Origin of the sequence: Xanthomonas sp. WHRI 8393 (assembly GCF_040203315.1) — a bacterium.
GTDB classification, from domain to species: domain Bacteria; phylum Pseudomonadota; class Gammaproteobacteria; order Xanthomonadales; family Xanthomonadaceae; genus Xanthomonas; species Xanthomonas arboricola.
In genome coordinates this window covers 60,893-86,004 of record NZ_JBEGGL010000009.1, presented here as the reverse complement: position 1 = coordinate 86,004, position 25,112 = coordinate 60,893, and the positions used below count along the sequence as shown (strand labels likewise).

Sequence of the window (25,112 nt, the reverse complement as noted above, 5' to 3'; positions counted from 1 at the left end):
AGCCACCGATACCTTTAAAGCTTTCAACCCGTACCGCTTCAACGTGGCGTCGGTTGACATGTTTCCCCGCGCTTGCTCCACCGCCCATCGCCATGGCAACCCGCAGAGTTCAACAAGCGGACCGTGCAGTAGTTTGAATTTACTACAGCCGGAATATGCAGTTTAAAGAATCGCGGGTCTTTTAGCAGCTAGTACCATGATAGATTGCCTATTGACTGAACTACTTGCTATCAGTTGTCTTGGTTGTCGAACTGATGCATCGCGGCGGCAGAGTGGATCGCTAGGGAGCAAGCTTCGCATCCTACGCCGTGCCCCTCACTATTAAGTGCACGCCAACAACAGAAGCTAGGCTATGATATTCAAGACTGTCAGCTGCTTCATTTTCTTTTTTCCTTTTTTCCTTGCAGGATGCCAGCCCATGACTGCCCCATCCTCAAAATCCGACGCGACGACCAGCGATCCGGTCTACCAGAAGAACCCGCATCCTGCGCAGGCGTATCGCATCACCATGACGATTGAAGATGCGCCAGGGCCGTTCGAATGGATCTCCGGCACGGCGTTTTACGAAATGATCAACCGCGATGCGTGCACACCTTTTGATCGTTCGCTGGGAATGTCGACAAAGCAAAAAGAGGATGCAATCCCCATCCATTTCGACAAAACCAGTGACACGACGTATGTGGCAACCATCTATGCCGATGGCATGGTCAATGGAGACTATTACGGCAAAGGCGTTTGCAACTTCGAACTCAATGGAGTTGGAATCTCATTGAGAGCCACTGGAAAAAAAGAAGAAACCCGATTCCAACCTACATTGTTCAAAAACGAGATTTATAGCTCAGCACCCAAGATTACCTACTTTTGGAAAGAGCGTTACCCGCAAGCAGATATGGATGATTTTCCTGACGGCGGCGAAGGCAGGCTTGATCAATTTAATGATGATGCGCGGGAAAACACTTTCAAGGTCACCCTGACTACTGCCAAGGTGAACCCATGAGCCTCACTAGCCAGCAGTACGCTGTGCTTTCGAGAGATGTATACGACGAGCCGAAAGGGGCGGGAGAGAACAGCGACCCTGTAAACGTTGGCGGGAATATTTATAAGCGACTCAAATATGTAAATAGCCCATCCGGCTATCAAGGCATCGTCTATCAGCGAGTCGATACAAAAGAGATCATCGTCTCTCACCGTGGAACAGAAACCGAGCGACAGCTCAAAGAAGATGGCCTGTACACCGATGGCGGCATGGTTACGGCACGCTACAACAAGCAAGCTGCCGAGGCACTTGAGTTGACCCGCTATGCGCTCGACTATGCCCACGAATTGGGCAAGGGCGGTAAGCCTCCCCAGGTGACAGTTACCGGCCACTCCCTCGGCGGCGACTTGGCACAAGTCACCGCCCACCACTTCGGCCTCAAGGGCGAGACCTTCAACGCCTACGGCGCAGTCAGCCTGGACCGGCGCATTCCCGAAGGCGGCACCGATGTCATCAACCACGTAATGGCGGGCGACGCCGTCAGTGCTGCCAGCAAGCACTATGGACAGGTCAGGATCTACGCCACGCCACAAGAAGTCGCGGCCTTGCAGAAGGCCGGTTACGCCAATGACCGTAGCCTGTTCGATGACCGCAATCCGGCTGTCGCCAAACCACTTGGAGACTCGCACCGCATCCATAACTTTCTCCCCGTCGATGGCAACGGCAAGCCGGATCGCTCGGTCTTGGAGGACACCAAATCACAGCAACTGGCGCAGCAGTACGCGCCGATGATCGACAAGTACCGCGACGATGTGGCCATGCTACGGGACGGCTTGACCCTGGCATCACGCCACATGCAATCCATGAATGTGGCAGATGGCATCAATCATCTGCGCGGCCCCCTCGCCCCCGGTGCCGGCGCGGCTGAGATGGCGGCCGAGCGCTGGAAAGAAACGCAACAGCGCATGGAGCGCGAAGACAAGCCGGTGCATGTGGCTCCAGGCTGGAAGCTGCCGCTGGGCAATACCCCCGAGCGCTGCGTAGATCCGGGCGCGGCGGCCGTGTCCAATGATCCGTTGTACCGCTCCATCCACAGCAAGTTGCCGGAAGGCACACCCGACGCCGTAGCCATGCATGCCACCGTCGAGGCCAAACGCGCTGGCATCGTGGACGTTAACCAGCTGCGCAGTGTGACCGTACAAGACGGCAATGCGTGGATCATCGGCAACACGCCGGGCTTCCGCGCCAAGGTGGACCTGTCGGCTGACGTGCCGCCGCTGCAAGAGAGCGAACAGCACTCTCGCGCACTGGACGCTCAGCGGTCGCAGGCGGAAATGACCCAGCAATCGCCTGCACGTGTAATGTAAGGCCATGATCGGGCGAGTCGCACCCATGACTGCCCCAATGCCGACTGTCGGCAGCCCGGTGTGCGCCGCGTGCGACAAGCCGGTTGCAGCCGCTGGCGGACGCCAACCTCGGCGACTTCGTTTTCTTCAAACTGGTCAGCGATTATTTCAACCGGGAAATACAGCAGTTCGGCCTCGATTTGATGAAGGAAACCATGAAGTGGGTCAGCACGATCGCGCTGACGGTAACCACGCTCTGGATCCTGATTCTGGGCTACCGCATCGCCACCGGGCAATCGCGCGAGAGTGCAATGGCCACCATGATCAAGGCGGCCAAGGTCGCCATCATCATTAGCGTGGCCTCGGTGGTCGGGGCCAACGGGGCCATGCTGCATCAGACGATGACCCAGAGCCTGGATAAGGAAATCCACGGTCTGTTCACCGGTGACGACGGCAGCACTGCCGAGGATGCCATCGATGACAACCTGGCCTACACCCAGATCGCCTTGGCGGCGCTGGATGCCGTCAGGGTGGATGCCAGCGAGCCTGAGATGCTGGAGAAAAAAGGCAGGGCCGTGATGCTGGCGGGCTTCGGTACCGCCAGCCCACCGATGGCCGCGGGGGCGATGCTACTGCTGTTCAAGTTCACCATGGCTTTCCTGATCGGCATCGGGCCCATCTTCATCCTGGCGCTGGTCTTCGACCAGACTAAGGACCTGTTTAAGAAGTGGTTGTTCTACGTCATTGGTACCTTGTTCTCGATGGCCATGCTGTCGGTGGTCACGGCCATGGTGCTCAAGTTCACCGCGAAGGTGGCCGCGGCCTACTGGGCGGTCAAGTTCATTAAATTCGGCGATGCCGAAGGCTTGTCCAGCCAGGCCCTGCAACAAGGCGGCATCGGCCTGATCATGACCTTGCTCATCGTCACCGTCCCCACCATCGCCGCCGCCCTATGGCAGGGCAATATGGGCACGTTCATGGCCTACTCGGCGTTTGGGACTGCAGCAAGCCCCGGACCCCAGGGGCAGCCGGCTGGATCGTATATGCTTCAGCAGATAGCGAGGGGCGATCAACAGCAAATAAGTAGGGGAGAAAACTCTGCAAATCAGACAGCGAGAATCACAGGCGAGGTTCCAACTCAAGCATCAACCCCGATAGGCTCACGCGGACAAGCGACACGAGGTAGCGATCAGAGTATTTAGTCGATTCGCCACTCATTTTATTTGTTAATAATAGGTAACGCTGCCATGAGGACCACCCTCTTATTAGCAATTCTGAACTTGCTTGTCCCGATATCTGCCTGGGCGCAAGGCTGTCCAGTGGGGCAATATCAAATCGGAGGGCAAGGGGCTGTAGCTTGCGCACCTATTCCGCAAGGAAATGAAATCCAGCAGGAGCCCCGCCCCAGCGGGAAATGGATAAAAACCTGGGGAGCAATCGCCAATGACAATAATAATAACTTCGGCGTATCGACCGGAAAAATCAAGAAAGCAGATGCCGAGAAAGTTGCATTGGACAAATGCAGACAAACAAGCCAAAGAAAAGCAAATTGCCGCGTGGTTTACGCCTACGAAAATCGCTGCGCAGCAATCTCTGAACCTGCGCGGACCGGATCTCCCACACAAATCGGAAATATACTAACCAGTTACTCTGCCGGCCCTTCGATAGAGGCTGCAAGTAAAGCCGCCATTTCAGACTGCGTAAAGGAAAACTCTGTGAATGAATGCAAGGTGATATATCAGAACTGCTCAGAGCCAATCTTCAAAGCCTATTGATTGATGGATCACAGCATTATTGCCCCTTCTCCAATCCTCCCTTCAAGCCCTGCCTAAGTTTGCGGAGGTCATTACGAACTGATCCCTTTTAAAACAACTCACATCCATCTTCTGCAACTATGGCAGACCAATTGATTTTTGGCTGCTGCTCGATCCATCTACTAGCACCTTTACTGCCGCCTACTCATACTGATCCAATGCAGCGTCGGCACAGCCCTTTGCACGGATCTGCCTCATCGCGTACCGCCGTGGCATGCCGCATAACGCTTAGTTGCTGCGTAGGTAGGTGAGTCGCACCTCATAGGAGTCATGCAGTGGATAGAGCGATCTTCCCCCGTGATGCACATTGGTATTGGTCAGCCGAGAACCCGCACAATCTCCTGATCGTCGCTGTCTTGAGGCTCGCCCTCACCGCCAGTCTGCTTGTCTTAGGATACCGTACAGCCTTCACTGCCCTGCTTAAGCTTGCACATTCTGTGACCATTGTCGGTGCAGTGCTGCATTTTTCCGTTGCGGCACTACTGATAGTGTGGATTGCACATTCAGCGATTGCCTGGAAAAAAGTTGCGCAACCAGGACAAACTGACGGCAGAATTACGATAGCTGACCAGACGATCTTCAACCCGACTGGTATGACCGTGCTGCTACTGCTACTGGCGGTGATTGCGGCATGCATTCCATTGAGGCAATCCCCGAGTTCGGGCTGGTGTTCGGCTTACAGCTCATTGCAGTGATGTTGCACAGCTACAGCATCAAACGCAACGCTGGCAGACTACATGATTCGATTAACCTCTCCTGCACGTTATAGGTTCTGAAAAAACGGGAAACTCAGCTTCTTCTAAATGCCTCACCAAATAGCAGCAGCGTCCGTCTGGCGAGTGCGCAACCGTGTCGTCAGCGACATCTACTAGCTTATAGCGGCTGAGAAAAGTAGCAAGCATCTGCCTAGATACAGATGACGAGCGGCAACTCAGTTATGCAAGTGGCATATGCAACTCACGAGCCCGGCCGCCTCCGTCTGACTACTGTTAAGCAGGCTTGCTCGCCGCTCTTACTGACAGGCCTTGCCTTCCAGCGTCATCTGCGCAGCAAACATCGGCACTTGCGGGATCTTTCCGGCGGCAGCCTGTTGCTTGGCATCTTCCAGATAGATGCGCGACTGGCCTTGGCCATCGAGCTGCGGCTTGGCATCCACCGGCTTGCGCCAGATGCGCACTACCGCCTGCTGCGCGGGGCAGGCTGCGCTGGGGACGCGGATCACGTCGTTGTAGATCCAGCCCGATGCGACGCTGGGCGTGGCCTTGGCGAAATCCACGAAGCGGGCGCGTGGCTGGCAGGTGGGACTGCTGCGCACCACCGACAAGGTATACGGCTGCGCAGCATTGCCGGTGAATACGCCTTCCAGGCGCGCACAGGCTTCTGGAATCTGGCGCAGGGTGTGCACGGCACCGACCGCTTGCGCGGTGCCGGCCGGGCGCTGTTTCAGCTCCGGCGTCGGGTCGGCAGCGAGCGCATGGGCGCTGAGCAGCACTGCAGCGATGGTCACGGCATATGTTGACGCGGCATGGTTGGACATCGTCACTCCTGGATCGGCTCGATCACGTTGGCCGCAGGCTGTCATGCCGCGACTGAACGACGCGCCAAAGCCGCAGTGGTGGCAGCGGCGCAGGCCGCGGCGCATACTCGCCCGCAATCCGGCCACCCGAACATCGCGACGCGCATTGCGGCCTCCATGGCCGTCGAGTCCGTATTCGCCACCCCACTCGCTGCGTGCATCGCCCTTGGTTCGTCCCGACCGGACGACATCCATTCTCTGGGAGGGGTCATGCTGGAACACTACGGGTTACCACTTGCGCTGGGATGTGCGGTCCTGGCAATCGTCTATGGCGGTGTATCGGCACGCTGGGTGATCGCGCAGCCGAGCGGCAACGCACGCATGCGGGAGATCGCCGCCGCGATCCAGGAAGGTGCACGCGCGTATCTCAACCGGCAATACCTCACCATTTCGATTGCCGGCGGCGTGCTGTTCGTCCTGGTCGGGCTGTTTCTGAGTTGGTACACCGCCATCGGGTTTGCGATCGGTGCGGTGCTATCCGGGTTGGCCGGCTACATCGGCATGAACGTGTCGGTACGCGCCAACGTGCGCACGGCCGAGGCCGCACGCCATGGCATCGGCCGTGCGATGGATGTGGCGTTCCGTGGTGGCGCCATCACCGGCATGCTGGTGGTGGGGCTGGGATTGCTCGGGGTGGCCGGTTATTACGCACTGCTGCAGGCGATGGGCCTGCCGCTGGAGCGCAACCTGCACGCGCTGGTGGGGCTGGCATTCGGTTCGTCGCTGATTTCGATCTTCGCGCGCCTGGGTGGCGGCATTTTCACCAAGGGTGCGGATGTGGGCGCAGACCTGGTCGGCAAGGTGGAAGCGGGCATCCCCGAGGACGACCCGCGCAACCCGGCGGTGATCGCCGACAACGTGGGCGACAACGTTGGCGACTGCGCCGGCATGGCGGCGGATCTGTTTGAAACCTATGCGGTCACCGTGATCGCCACGATGCTGCTCGGCAGCCTGACGCTGAGTGAAACCGGTCCGCACGCGGTGCTGTACCCGCTGGTGCTGGGCGGCGTCTCCATCATCGCGTCGATCGTGGGCGCCTCGTTCGTCAAGGTCAAAGCGGGCGGCTCGATCATGGGCGCGCTCTACAAAGGCGTGGTCGTTTCCGGCGTCTTGGCCGCACTCGCCTACTGGCCGATCACCCAGTCGCTGATGCGCGACAACACGCATGGCGCCACGGCCTTGTACGCCTGCGCATTGATCGGCCTGGTGCTTACCGGCCTGATCGTCTGGATCACCGAGTACTACACCGGCACCCAGTACAAGCCGGTGCAGCACGTAGCCGCCGCAAGCACCACCGGCCACGGCACCAACATCATTGCCGGCCTGGGCGTCTCGATGAAATCCACCGCGCTGCCGGTCATCGCGGTGTGCGCGGCAATCTGGGGCGCGTTTCATTTTGGCGGTTTGTACGGCATTGCAACCGCAGCGACGGCAATGCTGTCGATGGCCGGCATGATCGTGGCGCTGGATGCGTACGGGCCCATCACCGACAACGCCGGCGGCATCGCCGAGATGGCCGAGCTGCCGCCGGAGGTGCGCAACATCACCGACCCACTGGATGCGGTGGGCAACACCACCAAGGCGGTCACCAAGGGCTATGCGATCGGCTCGGCCGCACTGGCCGCGCTGGTGCTGTTTGCCGACTACACGCACAACCTGCAGGCGGCCAATCCTGGCGAGGTCTTCGCCTTCGACCTGTCCGACCACAGCGTGATCATCGGCTTGTTGATCGGCGGCCTGATCCCGTATCTGTTCGGCGCAATGGCGATGGAAGCGGTGGGGCGCGCGGCAGGCGCCGTGGTCGAAGAAGTGCGTCGCCAGTTCCGCGAGATTCCCGGGATCATGGCCGGCACCGCCAAGCCCCAATACGACCGCGCAGTCGACATGCTGACCCGCTCGGCGATCCGCGAAATGATCCTGCCTTCGCTGCTGCCGGTGGTGGTGCCGGTGGTGGTCGGGCTGCTGCTCGGCCCGCGTGCCCTGGGCGGCCTGTTGATCGGCACGATCGTGACCGGTCTGTTCGTGGCGATTTCGATGACCACCGGCGGCGGGGCCTGGGACAACGCCAAGAAGTACATCGAAGACGGCCATTTCGGCGGCAAGGGCAGCGAGGCGCACAAGGCCGCCATCACCGGCGACACGGTGGGCGACCCGTACAAGGACACCGCCGGACCGGCGATCAATCCGCTGATCAAGATCATCAACATCGTGGCCCTGCTGCTGGTGCCGCTGCTTTGAGACCGACCTTTCGCAAGCCACAGGCCGATCGAAGCTGATGGAAGCCGGCCCCGGAACGTGCCGACTCACGTTCCGGGGCCCAGGCGCCGTACCCCGGGGCCGTGCGCCGGTGTGCGCCGCGCGCCGGCCTGCTACTGACACGCGACAGGCCTGCGGTAATGATCCCGCGTGCCGCATCGGCTCGCACGTGCCGACGCCGGGCAGGTCCGGCGCCCGCATGCAATCGCTGCACCGGGCAACACACCGCGCCACGGCTTGCGGTGCAAGCGTTCCTCAGAGGCAACCGATCAAGCCGTCATAGATCGGTGGCGCCCCACCGGGCAGTGGCTCGAACAGCGGATTGTTCACCGCCAGGGTGCGGTACATCTCGTCCAGACGCGTCCCTGCCTTCAGCGGCGCCGTGCAGCGCCAGACCCGACTGTCCGAGCGCAGGTACCCGCTGCCGGGGTCGACGCTGACCTCGCTGGCCCCGAAGGTCCAGATGCAGCTGCGCACCACCCCGCTGACCCGGTGCACCGAGCAACGCAAGCGCAGCGGCTGGTAGTCGCTGAACTCGCCGCCGCAAAAGGTGTCGCCGCAGATGTTGTCGAAATCCTGCTCCAGCCGCTGCTCCAGATCGACAAAGGCTTCCCAGCCTTCGCCATTGGCGGGCCAGTCCACCGCATCGACGAAGGTCGGCGCCGGCGTCGCCGCAGAGGCGAGCTGGCAGGCACCGGAGAGCAGCAGCACAACGAGCAAACGCACAGGCTTGAACATGGCAATTCCCGAGCAGTGGATGAGTCTGCAGCGTGCGCCGCGCCGCGGGCCGCGACGATCGGGGAGCTTCCCGGGATGAATGCGGGCTATGCCGCACACGGCGGTCAGAACATTGCCCATTCAGTGTCGCTGCACCGCAACAGCCGAACGCGTAGAATCGCGCTCCACACACTAGATGACGCCTCGGGAGTTACGCGCATGGGTCTTGAACTGGTCACCTCCGGCAAGAATCTGCCGGAAGAAATCAACGTCGTCATCGAAATTCCGAAGGATTCGGAGCCGGTCAAGTACGAGGTGGACAAGGCCAGTGGCGCGATCTTCGTCGACCGCATCCTATCCACCCCGATGCGTTACCCCTGCAATTACGGCTATGTGCCCAACACCCTGTGCGGCGACGGCGACCCGGCCGACGTGCTGGTGGTGCTGCCGCTGCCACTGGTGCCTGGCTCGGTGGTGCGTTGCCGTCCGGTGGGCGTATTGCGCATGAGCGATGAGGCCGGCAGCGACGAAAAGATCCTGGCAGTGCCGATCGAGAAGATCTTCTCCGGCTACGCGCATATCGAGGACATCAACCAGGTGTCCAGCCACTGGATGGAGCGCATCGGCCATTTCTTCGAGCATTACAAGGACTTGGAGAAGGGCAAGTGGGTCAAGCTGGATGGCTGGGGCGGCGCGGCCGAGGCCAAGCGCATCCTGGTGGAGTCGGTGGAACGCTATAATTCCGACGCACCCTGATCCAACGACCGTGACGCAGCCCCGCAACCGCGGGGCGATCGGGATCACGCTTCCGGCGTGATCCCGGTGACCGCCGGCGGCAGATTGGGTACATTGCCGACAGCGTTTGGCCGGTGTCTGTCACCGGTGACTCTTGGGGAAGTGTCTTGCGTATTCTGTTTGTTGGGGACGAAGCCAGTCTTCCGTCCGAATTGAGCGACTATGTCGCCGATCTGGGTGATCAGTGGCAGGTGCAGCAGGTGGCCGACGGCAATTCGGCGATCGAGGCGGCCGCGTTATCGCCGTTCGACGCGGTCATCGTCGCCCCCGTCCTGCCCGATCTCACGTCCGCCACGTTGCTGGGGCAGATCCGTACGCTGCGCCCGGACACCATCCGCATCGCCCTGATCGATGCCCAGGATGGTCAGCGCACCCCGCCGGCTCGCATCATTGGCGTGGCGCACCGCTTTCTGCCGGTGCCGCTGGCCCCGGAAGTCCTGCTCGAAGCCATCACCAGCCTGGAAGAACTGCGCGATCTGCTCGGCAATCCGCGCTTGCGCGCCGCCATCGGCCGGATCGAAAAACTGCCGTCGCCGCCGCATCTGTATCTGAGCCTGATGCATGCACTGGAAGAAGACGATGGCGCCGACGCGGCCGATATCGCCAAGCTGATCGCCGGCGATCCGGCGATTGCCGCCAAGGTGCTGCAGCTGTGCAATTCCGCATTCTTCTCCGGCGGCCGCAGCATCACCGATCTGCGCACGGCAGTGACCCGCCTGGGCGTGGCCACGCTGCGCGACCTGGTCCTGGCCAGCGAAGTGTTCTCGGTGCAGACGCTGACCCCGGCCGAGCGCAATGCGATGCAGCGCCGCGCCCTGCTCTCCTCGCGACTGGCCGCCAAGGTGTTGCCGCCGACCAGCGCAGAACTGGGCTCCACCGCCGCGCTGCTGGCCGATATCGGCTTGTTGCTGCCCGGCGTGCGCGACGAGCGCGAACCGCCGCTGGAAGGCGGCGACGACCGCCTGGGCCATACCGAAGCCGGTGCTTACCTGCTCGGCCTGTGGGGCCTGCCGATGCCGATCATCGAAGCGGTGGCCTTCCATCGCCACCCGCAGCGCTCCAGCCTGCGCAGTTTCTGGGTGACCGGCGCGGTGCATGTGGCGACCGCATTGGCCAGCGGCGAAACCGTGGACGAAGAGTACCTGTCCAAGGTCGGCGTGCTCGCCCGCCTGCCAACCTGGCGCGAACAGGCCGATACCTTGCTGGGGCTTGCCGAGGCTTGAGCTGCCTGTGAATGAAAAAAAACGCGGCGAAAGCCGCGTTTTTTTTTGCCGCATCACTGCAACAAGGCCGCACTGAAACGCAGCCGCTGAAGTGCAGCCGGCACCTCCTTTCCGATCGGCGGCTCGCCACATCAGTGCAGATGTCATCAGTGATGGCAGTGGCGTCGGCTGACCGTCGGCACGTTCGCTTTGATCATGAGGGCCGCAGAGGCCTGCATCGCATCCACCTCACCATAAAAAAAGGACGGGCCTTGCGGCCCGTCCCTCATGCTACAGCGCGTCGATGGATCAGAAGCGCTGGGTGTACTTCATGTACACGAAGCGACCGATTTCGAAGCCGCCGTAATAGGCGAAGCTGCTGTTCGGTGCCGAGTACTGCAGCGGACCGCGGTGATCGAACACGTTGTTCGCGCCGAGTGCGATCGTTGCGTCCCACGGTGCCTTCCAGTTGACCTGCAGGTCGTGGAAGGTGTTGGAACCGGTGTGGCGCAGCGGATCGGATTCGCCGTTGGCGAAATGGTCGGGGGCGTCGCAATAGCCCTCGGCCAGCGTGATGCAGCTTTCCTTCATGCCCGAGTAGTAACGCAGGGTGTAGTTGACGCCGAAATCACCCAGCGCCCAGTTCACGCCAACGTTGGAACGCACGCGGAAGATGCCCGGCTCGCCGACGCGGCCGATCATGATGGCGTTGCCCGCGCTGTCCTGGCCGGCTTCGTCGTACTTGCTGACGTAGCTGGTCTGCCAATCCAGGGTGAAAGAGCCGATTGCAGTTTCCGGCAAACGGTACTTCACGCCCAGGTCGTAGCCTTCGGTTTCCATCTGGCCGAGGTTGGCCACGCCGTAGGTCATCGAGGAGATATGGCCGTCGGCTGCACGCGTCACGCCTGCGCAGCGCTCCGAATTGCCCAGCACGTAGCAGTCGCGCAGGATACGGTCGACGCTATCGGCGATGATCATGTCGTTGATCTCGTAGCGGTACCAATCCAGCGAGATATCCAGGCCCTGCACCCAACGCGGGCTCCACACCAGACCAGCGGTCTTGCTGGTGGAGGTTTCCGGCTTCAGGTTCGGGTTGGCACCGCTGACGAATTCGTCAGGCGTCTGGCACGGGTAGGTCGTGCAAGGCACGAAGCCCTGACCCAGCTGGGTGTAGCCCAACGGTACGCCGGCATTGGTGCAGGCCGCATTGCCGTTGACGCTGTTCGGGGCACCGACGCCGCAGGGATCGATGTAATCCTCGAAGCTGCTGCTCAGGCCGCCGTACAGATCGCTGATGGTCGGCGCACGGAAGCCTTCCGCATAGGTCGCACGCACCAGCAGGTCCTCCAACGGACGCCAGGTCAGGCCGAACTTGGAGTTCAGCGTGTCGCCGAAGTTGCTGTAGTCCGAGTAACGCGTCGCAGCGTTGAAGGTCAGCTCCTTGGCGAATGCGACGTCGCTCAGCAGCGGCACATTCAATTCGAGGTAGACCTCGTCCAGCGAGTACTCACCCTGCGTGGTCTTGGCACCAAGGCCCGTGCTCTCGCCCGACTGCGCGAATGCGTCAGGAGAGAAGCGGCCTTCTTCCTTGCGGTGTTCATAGCCGACCGCAATGCCCAGGTCGCCAGCCGGCAGTTCAACGATCGAACCGGACAGGTTGGCAGTGAAGCTGGTGGTCTTGGTCAGGCCGGTATCGGTGAAGGTGGGGAACAGGAATTCCTGCAACGCCGGATCGGCGAGCGAACCCTGACCTGCAACGTTGTACGGCAGCAACGGGTTCCACGGACGGCACGCCGACAGCGGGGTCGGGTTGGCAGCGGTACCGCACTGTGCAACGCCCTGGCCGTTGATGAAGGACGGGCCCAGTGCCTGACGCGATGCGATCAGGCTCATGTCGCCACGGCTGCGCTTGGTGTTCTCGTTGCGATTCCACAACGCGCCAACGTCCCAGTCCCAGGTCTTGCCACCGAGATCGAAGTAGCCGCTCAAGGTCGGCGCAAAGCGCAGGGTCTTGAGCTGGTTTTCGGTGGCGCGCGGCACTTCCCACAGGCGGCGACGGAAATCGACGTCCTGGCCAACCGGATTGAACGCGCTACCGGCTTCCAGCGGCGTGCCGAACGAACCGGACTGGTACGGATAACCCGCGATCTGTCCGTCGGTCGTGCGCTCGTTGTAAGCGATGTCGGCGTTGAAGGTGATGGCATCGGCAACGTCGTAGTTGACGTTGGCAAACACCGACTTCCGCTCGATACCGGTCTGCACCATCATCTGCTGGTTCGAGTTGGCGTACTCGGCCGGGGTGATGGGGTGATAGTCGGCCGGGTTGTTCGGGTTACCACCGGCATTGAGGGTCTGCCACACCGCGGTGTCCGGATCTGCGCAGTCGACCTGCAGCGGATTGCACCACGAGCCGTTCTGGCTGATCGGGCTCCAGCTGTTCGGGGTGGAGTTGGGACCACGCGAGCCATCGCGGCTGAACCAGCGGTTCTTGGCGAACACCGGATCCTGCTTGGAGTACTCGGCCGACAGCGTCACGCCGCCGCGCTCGCCCTGCGAACCGACAGTGAAGGAGTACTGCGTGGTATCGCCGTCGCCCTGACCGAACTGGCCGAACTGCACGCTGGCTTCTGCGCCGTCGAAACGCTTGCGGGTGATGACGTTGACCACACCGGCAATGGCATCGGAACCGTAGATGGACGAAGCGCCATCCTTCAGCACTTCGATACGCTCGATTGCCGACATCGGAATCTGGCTGAGATCCTGCAGACCGGAGGTCGATGCACCCAGACGCTTACCGTTCACCAGCACCAACGTACGCTGCGCGCCGAGGTTACGCAGATCGACGTAGTAACCGCCGACGTCTTCGCCCGACGACAGCGCATCAGCGCGCGAAATCGCCGGCGAACCAGCGGAGGTCAGGTTCTGCAGCACGTCGGCGACGGAGGTCAGACCCTGCTTTTCCAGTGCCTGACGGTCAAGCGTCAAAATCGGCTGCTGGGTCTCGACATCGGCGCTGCGGATGCGCGAGCCGGTGATCTCGATACGGTCCAGCGTGGTGGTCGATTCTTGCGCGACGGCAAATGCCGGCGTCAACGCGATCGCAATACCGGCGGGCAACAGGCCCAGCCGCACTGCGGAGGTGCGAAGGTTCATCAATCTCTCCAGGGTTCGTTAGTGGCGCGTTAAGCGCCCCTGTGCAAATTACGATTGCGTGAACATCGTCGCTTTGCGCGTCACGTTCCGTGGCTTTGCCGAATCTGGCGGATTTGTCGTTTGGTCGCGGTAATGCGATGCGGAGACACCGAAACGCGCACGAAATGCACGCGCAAAGCTGCAGCAATTGTCGAACCCGCTTGCGGCCGCAACCTCACCGATCATCATCGAGGTATCGCGCAGCAGATCGGAGGCGCGCTCCAGGCGCAGGCGCGCCGACAGGGCCTGCGGGCTTTCCTCGTACAGGCTCTGGAACGTCTTGGACACATACCAGCTGGAGAAGTTGGTCAGCTGCGCCAGCTCGGCGATGCGCACCACGCGGTCGCTGTTGCCTTCCAGATACAGCCGCGCGCGTTGCATGCGACCGAAGACCTGACGGCGACGGCTGCGCGAACGCCCAGGGCAGCGCTGCTCCTGCGCGATGAAGTCGCGCTGCATCGCAGCCAGATGCAGCAACAACGGGCGTGCCGATGCACCGCCGCTCTGCGCAGCCGCGTTACGCCACAGACGCAATGCAATGCGCAGATCGCCACGCGACAGCTGGCTGCGTCCCGGATACAACGTGGCGTCGGTCAACTCGGCCAGCGACTGCAGACTGTCGCCATCGAGGCTGACGCCGACACAGAGCGCGCTGCGGTCGGCCTGTACGGTGGGATGCGATTCCTTGTCGAAGGCGATCCAGTCGCCGGCGCGCAGACGGAAGCGCCCTTCCTTGGACTCCACCCAGGCGCGGCCGCGCAACTGCACCCACAGCGTGAACGTGGCCGCGGCGGTCCGGATGCTGCCCAGGCGGGAGACCGCCAGACAGGTCGTCGACGTCGGCTCGCTGGCACCGTCCAAGGAAAGTGCGAGCCCGCGATCTGCGGTGATGACCTGTTGCATGGTGGCAGCCCCCTGTACAAAAGAGGGCGTAGTGTTTTGCCGAATCTGGCGTCAGTCAGGAAGTTCCGACGAAGGTCTGCCGAAATTGCCACGAAGTCTTTCCGAAAAACTTACGAAGCGATTTTCCTCAACACGATCAACAGGTTGGATATCACACCCAACGGCGTGGCCAGGCGCTCCGGCAACGCCATGAAGGCAATCGAGCTGCCGTCTTCTTCTGCCAATGCCACATACAACGCGCCGCTGCGCTGATCCACGCTGAAACCATTGATGGTGGTGTACTTGGCCGCATCCATGCAGCGCCCGACACCGCCGCGCAGGTCGCTGTCATAGGTGGCACAGGCGTCGGTGGACGACAGGTAATGCAATTGCCCGCGCGCGCCGGGAGCCCAGCTGCGATAGCGCCAGCGCGATGGCTGCTGCGGATCGACCGGTCGCAAGGTGTCGGCGGCCAGCGACGGGGCGACCTGCCATAGCCCGCCGCCGGTCAGACGCGTCAGCAATACCTGGCCGCTGGCGCGGTCCAGCCGCAGCTGCGAGACGTCCTGCAGCGACGCCAGCGCGCGCCATGGAGCACTGCGTCTGTCGTAGAGCGTGGCAAAGGTGCGCCCGTCATCGGCGGCAGCCACCACCAACAACTGATCGGGATCGGGAACATGGATCGCCTGCAACGGTCGCGGCTGCGGCACCGGGAGCCGCAGCGCCTTGCCGGTACTCGGGGTCACTTCGAACAGTGCCGCATGCCCGTGCGCATCGCTGCCGCTGACCAGCACGTGTTGCGAGTCGGCCGACCAATCGGCGGCCTGGCGCGCATCCGGCCGCAGGCCTTCGATCAGGCGCACCGAGCCGGGCTTGCCGACATCGCCCCACCACAGGCCGTACGCACCGGAGCGATTGGAGGCAAAGATCAACTGGCGCCCGTCCGGCGCAATCATCGGCTGATCGTCGCGCCCGCTGGAAGGAAACAGCCGGCGGCGAATGTAGCCGCCATTCATGGGGTCGTGAATGACCTGATAGACGCCAAATTGCGGTTTGCGCTGCACGAAGACCAGATGACCATGCGCCACATCCGGTGCCTGCGCATCGTCCACACCGAGGTCATGCAGGCTGCGGTCGACCAGATCGAGCCGGTAGAGCCGCGCTTCGCTGTCCACACGACGCCCGAAGATCAGCCCGCTGCCGTCGGGCAACCAGCTCCAGCCACGGATATCGGCGTTGTCGTGGGTCAGCCGCTCGGCGGTTCCGCCGCTTGCCGGAATGCGCCACAGATCGCCAAGCTGCGGATTGCGCAGAAACACGATCCAGTGCCCGTCGGGCGAATAGCGCGGCGTGTAGTCGAAGTCGCTCGACTGCGCGCTGTAGCGCAGCGGCTGCCATTGGCCGGTTTCCAGATCCAGCCACCGCATGCGCGGCGACCCGTGCATGCCGGTCATGCTGCCGAACAGCAGGGCACGGCCGTCCGGCGACCAACTGAAACTCAGCATGTCCGCGCCATCGCAGCGCGCCACCTCGCGTGCGGCAGCCGGGCCGTTGGCAGCAGCGATCATGATGCGGCAGCTGCCATCGGGCGCCTGCCGCGAGAAGGCGATCTCGCGCCCATCCGGTGACCAGGCCGGCAGCCGATCGGAAATACCGGCCGCCGGCGTGTCCAGCACGCGCGGGTAGGCGTTGTTGGTGGTCTTGACCAGGATCGAGGTGCCTGCGCGATCGCTGGTCAGCGAGGCATAGGCCACCATCGCCCCGTCCGGCGACAGGCTGGGCATGAGATCGAAGCCGCCGCCCGCAGTGATGATCTGGTACGGGCGCTTGGGGCTGCCGAGCACTGCCGAGGCCGCTGCCGCCTCGCGATCCGGCGCGCGCATCCACAGCGTCCGCGCCGCCAGTCCCAGCACCACCAATAAGGCCACGCTGGCCACTGCCAAGGCCATCCATCGGCGCTGCCGCACTGCAGCCGACGCAGCCGGAACCGATGCTGGAGGCTGCCGGGTGACCGGGCTGCGCTGCAGCGCGGCAGTGGCGGTGACGCCGGCGGTGCGGTTGCGCTCGCCGGGCTCCTTGTCCGATGCAGTCACCGCCGTCGCGGGCGCGGCAACATCGGCCGGACCGTCCGACGGCTGCTCCCACGCGACCGGGGCCAGCAGCCGATAGCCGGTCTTGGCAATGGTCTCGATATGCTCGAAGCGCTGGCCGCCGTTGCTGGCCAGTGCCTTGCGCAGTTGCGTGACCGCCTGGGTCACCACGTCGTTGGTCGGCAAGGTGTCGGGCCAGACCTCGGCCAGCAGTTGCTCGCGCGTCACCACCTGGCCCGGCTGCCGCGCCAGCGTCAGCAATACCGCCAGGGATTTCGGCGCCAGACGCGCGGCGCGCTTGGCGCCGGGCGCATGCACTTCGCGCGAGGCGACGTCGACCACGCATTGGCCGACACGTAACCGGCCCGATGGCATGGCATTAGCGGGAGGAACACTCATCGGCAAGAAACACGCATCGGCATGCAAGGACTACAAAGAACGCAACACGCACTTCGCGCGAAACGCCAAATTCAGCAAAGGACCACGACCAACTGTGTCATGCATCCATTTGGTGCAAATTTTACTCTATGCCTCGTTGCTTCCCTACGACAGGTGGCGACGTCAGGCTCTCTCTCTCTCGCCGACGAATTCAAATAATTACGATGTCCCCTTCGCGCCTCTGGCGCGATTTTTTTATCTGCGATTCAGGAAAATGCCGCGAAATGCTTGCGGGCTGTAACCGCTTGCAACGCAGTCACCGCGCGGCACTTGCGTACCGCGCTGCGATCTGACTAAGCCGAAGCTGAATTTTTCCTAAGCAGCCAGTCGGTCTGCTGCAACGCGACGATGCTGCTGCATGTCACGTGGCGCGATACACCTGCGCGCCTTGCGCCAGAAACTGCGCCGACTTCTCTTCCATTCCCGCCGACAAGGCATGCGCCTCGCCCATACCGTGCTCGGCCGCATAATCGCGCACGTCCTGGGTGATCTTCATCGAGCAGAAATGCGGCCCGCACATCGAGCAGAAGTGCGCCAGCTTGTGCGCCTCCTTGGGCAGGGTTTCGTCGTGGAACTCCTTGGCCTTTTCCGGATCCAGCCCGAGATGGAACTGGTCGTCCCACCGGAATTCGAAACGCGCCTTGCTCAAGGCGTTGTCACGCACCTGCGCACCGGGATGCCCCTTGGCCAGATCCGCAGCATGTGCGGCGATCTTGTAGGCCATGATGCCGTCGCGTACGTCCTGCCGGTTGGGCAGGCCCAGATGTTCCTTGGGCGTGACATAGCAAAGCATCGCGGTGCCGAACCAGCCGATCATCGCCGCACCGATGGCGCTGGTGATGTGGTCGTAGCCGGGCGCGATATCGGTGGTCAGCGGCCCCAGGGTATAGAACGGCGCCTCGCCGCATTCGCGCAGCTGCTTGTCCATGTTTTCCTTGATCAGCTGCATCGGCACATGCCCCGGACCTTCGATCATGGTCTGCACATCGTGCTTCCAGGCGATCCTGGTCAACTCGCCCAGCGTTTCCAGCTCTCCGAACTGGGCTGCATCGTTGGCATCGGCAATGCAGCCCGGGCGCAGGCCATCGCCCAGCGAAAACGCCACGTCATAGGCTTTCATGATCTGGCAGATGTCTTCGAAGTGCGTGTAGAGAAAGTTTTCCTTGTGATGAGCCAGGCACCACTTGGCCAGGATCGAGCCGCCGCGCGAGACGATGCCGGTCACCCGCTTTGCCGTCAGCGGCACATAGCGCAGCAGCACGCCGGCGTGGATGGTGAAGTAATCCACGCCCTGCTCGGCCTGCTCGATCAAGGTGTCGCGAAAGATCTCCCAGGTGAGCTCTTCCGCACGCCCGTCGACCTTTTCCAGCGCCTGATAGATCGGCACCGTGCCGATCGGCACCGGCGAATTGCGGATGATCCATTCGCGCGTTTCGTGGATGTGCTTGCCGGTGGACAGGTCCATCACCGTGTCGCCGCCCCAGCGGATCGACCACACCAGCTTTTCGACTTCTTCCGCGATGCCGGACGACACCGCGCTGTTGCCGATGTTGGCGTTGATCTTGGTCAGGAAATTGCGACCGATGATCATCGGCTCGCTTTCCGGGTGATTGATGTTGTTGGGCAGGATCGCGCGGCCGCGTGCGATTTCGTCACGCACGAATTCCGGTGTGATGCGTTGCTGGATCGCGGCACCGAAGGCTTCGCCCGGATGCTGCTTGCGCAGCATCGCGTCGGCCACCGCTTCCAGGCGCTGGTTTTCGCGGATCGCCACGAACTCCATTTCTGGGGTGATGATGCCGCGCCGCGCGTAATGCATCTGGGTGACGTTGGCACCCTCGCGCGCCACGCGTGGCAGGCGCCGTGCAGGAAAGCGCACCGCATCCAGGCGCGCATCGTGCTCGCGGCCGCGGCCGAAGCTGGAACTCAGGCCATCCAGCGCCACGGTATCGCCACGCTCGGCGATCCAGCGCGCGCGCAGCGGCGCCAGACCGGCGGCAAGATCGATCGCGGCATGCGGGTCGGTATACGGCCCTGAGGTGTCGTAGACGCTGAGCGGCGCATTGTCCTCGCCACCGAACAGGGTCGGTGTGCGGGTCAATGCAATCTCGCGCATCGGCACCTGCAGGTCGGCGCGCGAACCCTGCACGAAGATCTTGCGGGAGCCTGGAATCGGCTGGGTCACAGCCTCGGACAGCGACTGGGCTTGTTGCTGCAAAACGGTCGGCGCGGCATTCATGGCGTTCGTCCTGTGTGCTGGAAGACCAGCACCCACGGCGCTGGCCCTGCGAAGGATTCGCAGGCGGACGAAGCGGCGGCGCTCAATGGCGATGCACCCGTGCAGGCACGGACCATCGCATCTAACGAAGCTTCCCTACGCCGGTATCAGCCGGATCAGGTTCGAAGGGACTATCTCAACCGCAGCGTACTGCGGTACCCCCACTTCGGCGGCGATTAAACCACATCGCACCCTGCGCGGCTGAAAAAATATCGCGGGGCGTCGGCAACGCGCCCGCACCGAGTGCGCCAGCGGCGCATGCCGTTCTAGGCAGCGAACGCTGCCCACCTGGCAGAGCGTGCAGCAGTAGCCTCGCCTTCCACAGCGACATATGTCTCCGCCTGCCACCGCAGGTCGGCGGTGCACATGCACGGCCTCGCCACGGCATTGCATGGCGCGCCCGCGCACTGTGCGCGGCGCAGCGCAACAAGGCGCCGATTGGCGAAAAACGGTGGCGACACGCGCTCGTTAAATTCCCGCTAAGCCCGCGTGTCGTGTCGATGAAGACGTACACGCGCAGGTGCCATCCAACGGGGATCGCGCTGTCGTTCCTCCTCTACCGGGAATCGCCGTACACATGACTATGTCCACGCTCCACCCGACCCTGCGTCGGGGCTCGCTCGCGATCGCCATCGGCCTGTGCATCACCACCAGTGCCGTTGCCCAGGAACAGACCGACAAGAGTCCGACCAATCTGGACAAGATCGAAGTCACCGGCTCGCGCATCCGCTCTGTCGATGTGGAAAATTCGCAACCGGTGCTGGTGCTCACGCGTCAGGACATCGAAAAGCAGGGCCTGACCTCGGTGGCCGACGTGCTCAAGCGCATCCCCTCCAATGGCGCAACGATGAACTCCACCGTCAACAACGGCGGCGACGGCTCGGCCACCGTGAGCCTGCGCAACCTGGGTGCCTCGCGCACCTTGGTCCTGGTCAACGGACGGCGCTGGGTGTCGGGCCTGTCCGGCTCGGTGGATCTCAACACCATTCCGTCGGCCATCGTGGAGCGCGTGGAAGTGCTCAAGGACGGCGCCTCGTCGATCTATGGCTCCGATGCCATCGCCGGTGTGGTCAACATCATCACCCGCAGCGATTTCGATGGTGCCGAAGTCAATGCCTACGTCGGCCAGTACGGCCAGGGCGACGGTCAGCGCACCTCGTTCGATGCCACCGTGGGCGCCACCAGCGAGCGCGGCAATCTGGTGATCGGGCTGTCCAGCGTCAAGGAAGATGCGGTGATGGCAGGCGACCGCGAGATCTCGGCCGAGCCGGTGTATGGCGCAGGGTCGTCGGCGTACAGCAGCTACTCGGCAAGTGGCCGTCTGCGGGCAGGTGGCAACAGCGGTGCCTGGACCGTATTGCCCGGCAGCGCAACCGCCAGCGGCGACAGCAATTATCCGCGCTACGGTCTGGACCAGTACACCGCCTTCAATACTTCCGACTACGGCTACAACTATGCCAAGGACAATTACCTGGTCACGCCGCAGAAGCGCGATGCCTTGTACGTGCAAGGCAACTACGCACTCACCGACAACGTGCGCTTCAAGTTCGATGGACTCTACAACCGCCGCCAATCGTCGCAGCAGCTGGCCGGCTTTCCGCTGGCCTCGGTCAACACCGGCATCCTGATGAGCGGCGACAGCTACTACAACCCGTACAACAGCGCCTACGGCGGCGACGGACGCGATGTGGGCTGGTCGCATCGGTTGACCGAATTCGCGCGCACCTACCAGCAGGACGTCAAGACCTCGCACGTGTATACCGGGCTGGAAGGCGACTTCCAGTTTGCGGACAGGCAGTTCAGTTGGGATGTGGGCTTTGCGCACAATCAGACCGACCAGACCGAAACCCAATACGGCGACGTCAACCTGCTCAATCTGGGCAACGCGCTCGGCGCATCCGCCATCGTCAATGGCACCCTGTCGTGCCTGGACAGCGGCGGCGCAGTCATTGCCGGCTGCGTGCCATTCAACCCACTGTCGCCGGCCGGTGGCGTGACTCAGGAGATGCTGGACTACATCCTGTTCACCGCGCACAACACCTATCAGTACAAGAACAGCAGTTTCACCGCCAACCTCACCGGCGATCTGTTCGAGCTTCCTGCCGGCTGGATGAGCTTTGCCGCCGGCGTCGAGCATCGCGAGGAAAGCGGCTTCTCCTCGCCGGATGCCTTGATTTCGGCCGGCTACACCTCGGGCAATTCGTTTACGCCCACCTCCGGCTCGTACACGCTCAACGACTACTACACCGAAGTGGCGATTCCGCTGCTGAAGGATGTGGCCGGTGCGCAATTGCTGGAATTGAGCGCAGCCGTGCGTTACTCGGACTACAACACCTTCGGCAGCACCACCAACAGCAAATTCGGTTTCAAGTGGAAGCCGGTCGCCGACCTGTTGATCCGTGGCAACTACGCTACCGGCTTCCGCGCGCCATCGATCGAAAACCTGTACCTGGGCGCATCGGACAGCTTCGATACATATTCCGATCCCTGCTCGACCAACAGCACCTCCTACACCGGCGCGATTGCCGCCGCGTGCGCGGCCGGCGGCGTACCGGCCAATTACGTGGCCGAGTACAACAGCGCCAGCGGCAACTCCGGCCAGACCATCTATCCGTTCACCTACACCAGCAACGCCAACCTGCAGCCGGAAAAGTCCAAGAACGCCACGCTCGGTTTCGTCTACAGCCCCGCCTCGGTGCAAGGCCTGGATGTGTCGCTGGACTGGTGGAAGATCAGGATCACCGACGCCATCACCGAATTCAGCGCCAACCAGATCCTGTCGCAGTGTTATCAGTTCAATGTCTCGGCGTTCTGCGACCTGGTCACCCGCGATGCCACCGGCGCCATCACCGGCCTGGTGATCCAGCCGGTGAACGTCGGCGAGCAACGCATGGAAGGCTACGATTTCACCGCGCGCTACAAGCTGCCGCAGACCGCGATCGGCCAGTTCATGCTGACGCTGGATTCGACCTACGTGGCGGTCAACGAGCAGAAGCAGGACGACAATTCGGCCTGGGAAAGCTACAACGGCATCTACCACACCGATAACCCGAACTGGCGCACGTGCGGCACGCTCACCCTGGACTGGAGCTACGGCAACCTGGCCGCCAACTGGGCCGTGCGGTACTACTCGGGCATGAAGGACTACGACTCGGAGCTGGACGACACCGGCAACTATCGCCACGTCGCGGCGACTGCGTTCAACGACATGCAGGTGTCTTACCAATTGCCGTGGAATGCGACTGTGCGCGTGGGTTTGAACAACGTCTTCGACCGCGACCCGCCGGTGGCGCTCAGCGCCTCTGCCAACTCGTTCGATTCGGCCTATGCCATCCCGGGACGCTACAGCTACCTGCAGTACACCCAGCGCTTCTGATCGCGCGCCCTTGGGCCGCCGGGCCCGCTGGCTGGATACGCCGGTTGTCACAACGGCCTCCCTCGGGAGGTCGTTGTGCATGTGCCAGGGCTGACACGCAGGCGGCCGCCTGGCACGCAGCACGCCAGCGGCGCCATGCAGGGACATTTCCACGGCACATCACCCCGCTAGCCTGCAGTCACTACAACAAGAAACCCGCTCTCTCTCCCTGCCGCCGATCTTCGGCGGCTTTTTTTTTTAACGTGCACGCATGCGGTCGCGTCATTCCAGCGTATAGCCCACCCGCAAACCGCCCCAGTGCTTGCGGCCCACAAAGATCGGGGCCGACAGGTCGAACATGATCTGGCCGGTGTCGCGGCGGTAGACCTGCAGGCGATACGGGTCGGTGTGCGCGCCCACGCTGCGGCCGACGCGGTCGGTGAACTTGCGCTTGGTGCGGTTGCCGACCAGATCGCGCTTGGGATCGCCGGTCAGCGGCTGGGTGAAGCGCAGATTATGCGTGGGCACATAGCCGTCGGGATTGGCGCAGATGGCGAACACGATCCACGGATGCGCATCCAGCAGCGGCTCCTGCAAGGCCGGCAACACCTCGTCGCAAAGCGCATCGAAGTCGGTAGTGAACTTGGCCGGCTCCACGCCGGCAATCGGCGTGTAGGTGCGGGCGAACAGCGCCGCTTCGTCGATCTGGCCGCGTGCGATGGCCTGCGCCAGGGCAGTGCCGATACGAGCGGCGGTCGCCACGGTGAGTTCCTTGACGCGCGCGTGCCGGGGCACTGTCAGCGGGTCGGCCGGCAGACGGAACAGGCCCACGCAATCGCGCAGCGTTTCGGTACCGCGCTCCAGCGCCTCGCTGCGTTCGGCCACGTGCGCGGCATGCTGCAGGTTGCTGCGACCCAGCGCCACCACGCCATCGACGGCACGTTCGATGCCGCGAATCTCGCCGTCCTGCGCCTGGATCCGCCCGGCCACGGTGGTCATCGCGCTGCTGGCCTGGCCGAGCACGCGGGTGATGCCGTCGAGTACCGCTTCGGTGCCGCGCGCGGAGGCCGCACCCTCGCCCACCGCGGCGCTGGTTTCGGCCAGGATCGCGCGCACGTCGCGCGCTGCCGCTGCCGCCCGTTCGGCCAGGCGGCGGATCTCGGTGGCGACCACCGCGAACCCGCGCCCCGCATCGCCGGCATGCGCGGCTTCGATGCCGGCGTTGATCGACAGGATATTGGTCTGGAACGCCACCGAGTCGATGACTTCGATGACCTCGCCGGCACGCGCGGCGCGACGTTCCACTTCGTGCATGGCCTGGCCCAGCGCATGTGCGGCGGCGACGCCCTGACGTGCGCTGTCGTCGGCACTGGCGGCCAGCGCAATCACCTGCGTCAGATCGGCGTTGACGTCCTGCAGGCTCGAAGAGAGCCGCTGCACCGCCGTGCGGGCGCCATCCAGTGCATCGGCCTGCGCCTGCGACTGACGCACCATGCCGTCGTTTTCGGCCACCAGCGGCGGCACTTCGGCGGCGATCTGCACCGACAACGCCACGGCCTGGCGGATCGCTTCGGCCAGATTGCCGAAGCCGGCCTGCAGCCGGCGCCCCATATCGGTCTCCGCCAGACCGGGCGGCAGCAGCAGTTCCAGTTCGCAACCGGCCAACGCGTTGGCGGTGCGCTCCAGCACGGTGCGGTCTTCGTGTTCGGCCTGCAGGCGCGCCACCAACGGCTGCAGCAGCGGCGAGATCGGCACCGGCCGGCTGTCTTCGGCCAGGCGGGTGGCTTCGCGCAGCAGGATCGCGGTTTCCACATGCGGCAGCGACAGCATCCAGCCACCGTGCTCGCGGTCGCGCACATAGCGCACGCGCCGGGCCGGGTCGTCGCCGGGGGCTGCCCAGACGCCGTCTTCGCCGACTAGATCGGCTGCGCTCAATCCCCACAACACCGACGCCGGCGCGCCCTGCAGCTCGCCGGCGGTCTTGCCCAGGACGTCCAGGCCTGCGCGGTTGCAGGCCACCACGCAGGCCTCGGCCGATAGCCGCAGCAGCGCGACCGGTGCATCGGGGAGCAGCGCCGCATGTGTTTGCGACGGCGGATCGGGCTGTTGCATCGAGCTCATGGGCTTTCCTAATCCATCACCATCATTAGCGGCGCACTGCGGTTGCAATTGAGCGGCGCCACGCACCGCAAGCG

16 protein-coding genes and 1 riboswitch are annotated in these 25,112 nt (G+C 63.0%); of the genes, 9 read left to right on the top strand and 7 right to left on the bottom strand.

Going from position 1 to position 25,112, the window contains the following annotated elements; translation table 11 throughout:
- Positions 1–418: 418 nt before the first annotated feature.
- The 5 genes from ABQ137_RS19935 to ABQ137_RS19915 all read left to right on the top strand — a co-directional run bounded on the left by ABQ137_RS19935 (position 419) and on the right by ABQ137_RS19915 (position 4,831).
- Positions 419–997, top strand: a complete 579-nt coding sequence (locus tag ABQ137_RS19935) for a hypothetical protein (protein ID WP_349783422.1) — start codon at positions 419–421, stop codon at positions 995–997.
- Entirely contained in the window at positions 994–2,343 is a 1,350-nt protein-coding gene (locus tag ABQ137_RS19930; RefSeq protein ID WP_349783421.1) for a Tle-like phospholipase domain-containing protein, read from the top strand. Before ABQ137_RS19935 ends, ABQ137_RS19930 begins: the two co-directional genes overlap by 4 nt.
- Positions 2,344–2,426: 83 nt before the next feature.
- The gene (locus ABQ137_RS19925) at positions 2,427–3,524 is read left to right on the top strand and encodes a TrbL/VirB6 family protein (RefSeq protein ID WP_104568005.1); all 1,098 of its coding nucleotides are present in this window, start codon (positions 2,427–2,429) and stop codon (positions 3,522–3,524) included.
- Between the two features lie 45 nt (positions 3,525–3,569).
- Positions 3,570–4,097, top strand: a complete 528-nt coding sequence (locus ABQ137_RS19920) for a DUF4189 domain-containing protein (protein ID WP_081008656.1) — start codon at positions 3,570–3,572, stop codon at positions 4,095–4,097.
- A gap of 314 nt (positions 4,098–4,411) precedes the next feature.
- Positions 4,412–4,831, top strand: coding sequence for a hypothetical protein (locus ABQ137_RS19915; RefSeq protein WP_225874103.1), 420 nt, complete (start codon positions 4,412–4,414; stop codon positions 4,829–4,831).
- 317 nt (positions 4,832–5,148) lie between these two features.
- On the opposite strand, the gene ABQ137_RS19910 is transcribed toward ABQ137_RS19915, so the two are convergent.
- Positions 5,149–5,673, bottom strand: a complete 525-nt coding sequence (locus tag ABQ137_RS19910) for a hypothetical protein (protein WP_054593075.1) — start codon at positions 5,671–5,673, stop codon at positions 5,149–5,151.
- A gap of 249 nt (positions 5,674–5,922) precedes the next feature.
- On the opposite strand from ABQ137_RS19910, the gene ABQ137_RS19905 reads away from it, so the two are divergent.
- The gene (locus ABQ137_RS19905; protein ID WP_166770341.1) at positions 5,923–7,950 is read left to right on the top strand and encodes a sodium-translocating pyrophosphatase; all 2,028 of its coding nucleotides are present in this window, start codon (positions 5,923–5,925) and stop codon (positions 7,948–7,950) included.
- Between the two features lie 273 nt (positions 7,951–8,223).
- Here ABQ137_RS19905 and ABQ137_RS19900 read toward each other — a convergent pair whose 3' ends face one another.
- A complete protein-coding gene (locus ABQ137_RS19900; protein ID WP_024940090.1) occupies positions 8,224–8,706 on the bottom strand; it encodes a hypothetical protein in 483 nt (160 codons plus the stop codon).
- A 198-nt stretch (positions 8,707–8,904) separates the two neighbouring features.
- Between ABQ137_RS19900 and ppa the strand changes: the two genes are divergently transcribed.
- The gene (ppa, locus tag ABQ137_RS19895; protein ID WP_005990841.1) at positions 8,905–9,441 is read left to right on the top strand and encodes an inorganic diphosphatase; all 537 of its coding nucleotides are present in this window, start codon (positions 8,905–8,907) and stop codon (positions 9,439–9,441) included.
- Between the two features lie 113 nt (positions 9,442–9,554).
- A complete protein-coding gene (locus ABQ137_RS19890; protein ID WP_024940091.1) occupies positions 9,555–10,703 on the top strand; it encodes an HDOD domain-containing protein in 1,149 nt (382 codons plus the stop codon).
- 288 nt (positions 10,704–10,991) lie between these two features.
- Here the strand turns inward: ABQ137_RS19890 and ABQ137_RS19885 are convergent, their stop codons facing one another.
- The 4 genes from ABQ137_RS19885 to thiC all read right to left on the bottom strand — a co-directional run bounded on the left by ABQ137_RS19885 (position 10,992) and on the right by thiC (position 19,523).
- Complete coding sequence (locus tag ABQ137_RS19885; protein WP_024940092.1) at positions 10,992–13,835, bottom strand: TonB-dependent receptor plug domain-containing protein; 2,844 nt, start codon at positions 13,833–13,835, stop codon at positions 10,992–10,994.
- Positions 13,836–13,883: 48 nt separating this feature from the next.
- Positions 13,884–14,777: a helix-turn-helix domain-containing protein gene (locus ABQ137_RS19880; protein WP_024940093.1), complete on the bottom strand. Its 894-nt coding sequence runs from the start codon at positions 14,775–14,777 to the stop codon at positions 13,884–13,886.
- Positions 14,778–14,887: 110 nt separating this feature from the next.
- A complete protein-coding gene (locus ABQ137_RS19875; protein ID WP_349783428.1) occupies positions 14,888–17,221 on the bottom strand; it encodes a winged helix-turn-helix domain-containing protein in 2,334 nt (777 codons plus the stop codon).
- A 424-nt stretch (positions 17,222–17,645) separates the two neighbouring features.
- Complete coding sequence (gene thiC / locus ABQ137_RS19870) at positions 17,646–19,523, bottom strand: phosphomethylpyrimidine synthase ThiC (protein ID WP_154832601.1); 1,878 nt, start codon at positions 19,521–19,523, stop codon at positions 17,646–17,648.
- 114 nt (positions 19,524–19,637) lie between these two features.
- Positions 19,638–19,735: riboswitch (TPP riboswitch) on the bottom strand.
- 431 nt (positions 19,736–20,166) lie between these two features.
- Between thiC and ABQ137_RS19865 the strand changes: the two genes are divergently transcribed.
- Positions 20,167–22,938 carry a TonB-dependent receptor gene (locus tag ABQ137_RS19865; protein WP_349783427.1) on the top strand — a complete coding sequence of 924 codons (2,772 nt, stop codon included), beginning with the start codon at positions 20,167–20,169 and terminating at the stop codon, positions 22,936–22,938.
- 261 nt (positions 22,939–23,199) lie between these two features.
- On the opposite strand, the gene ABQ137_RS19860 is transcribed toward ABQ137_RS19865, so the two are convergent.
- Positions 23,200–25,038 carry a methyl-accepting chemotaxis protein gene (locus tag ABQ137_RS19860; RefSeq protein WP_184519649.1) on the bottom strand — a complete coding sequence of 613 codons (1,839 nt, stop codon included), beginning with the start codon at positions 25,036–25,038 and terminating at the stop codon, positions 23,200–23,202.
- Between the last annotated feature and the right edge of the window lie 74 nt (positions 25,039–25,112).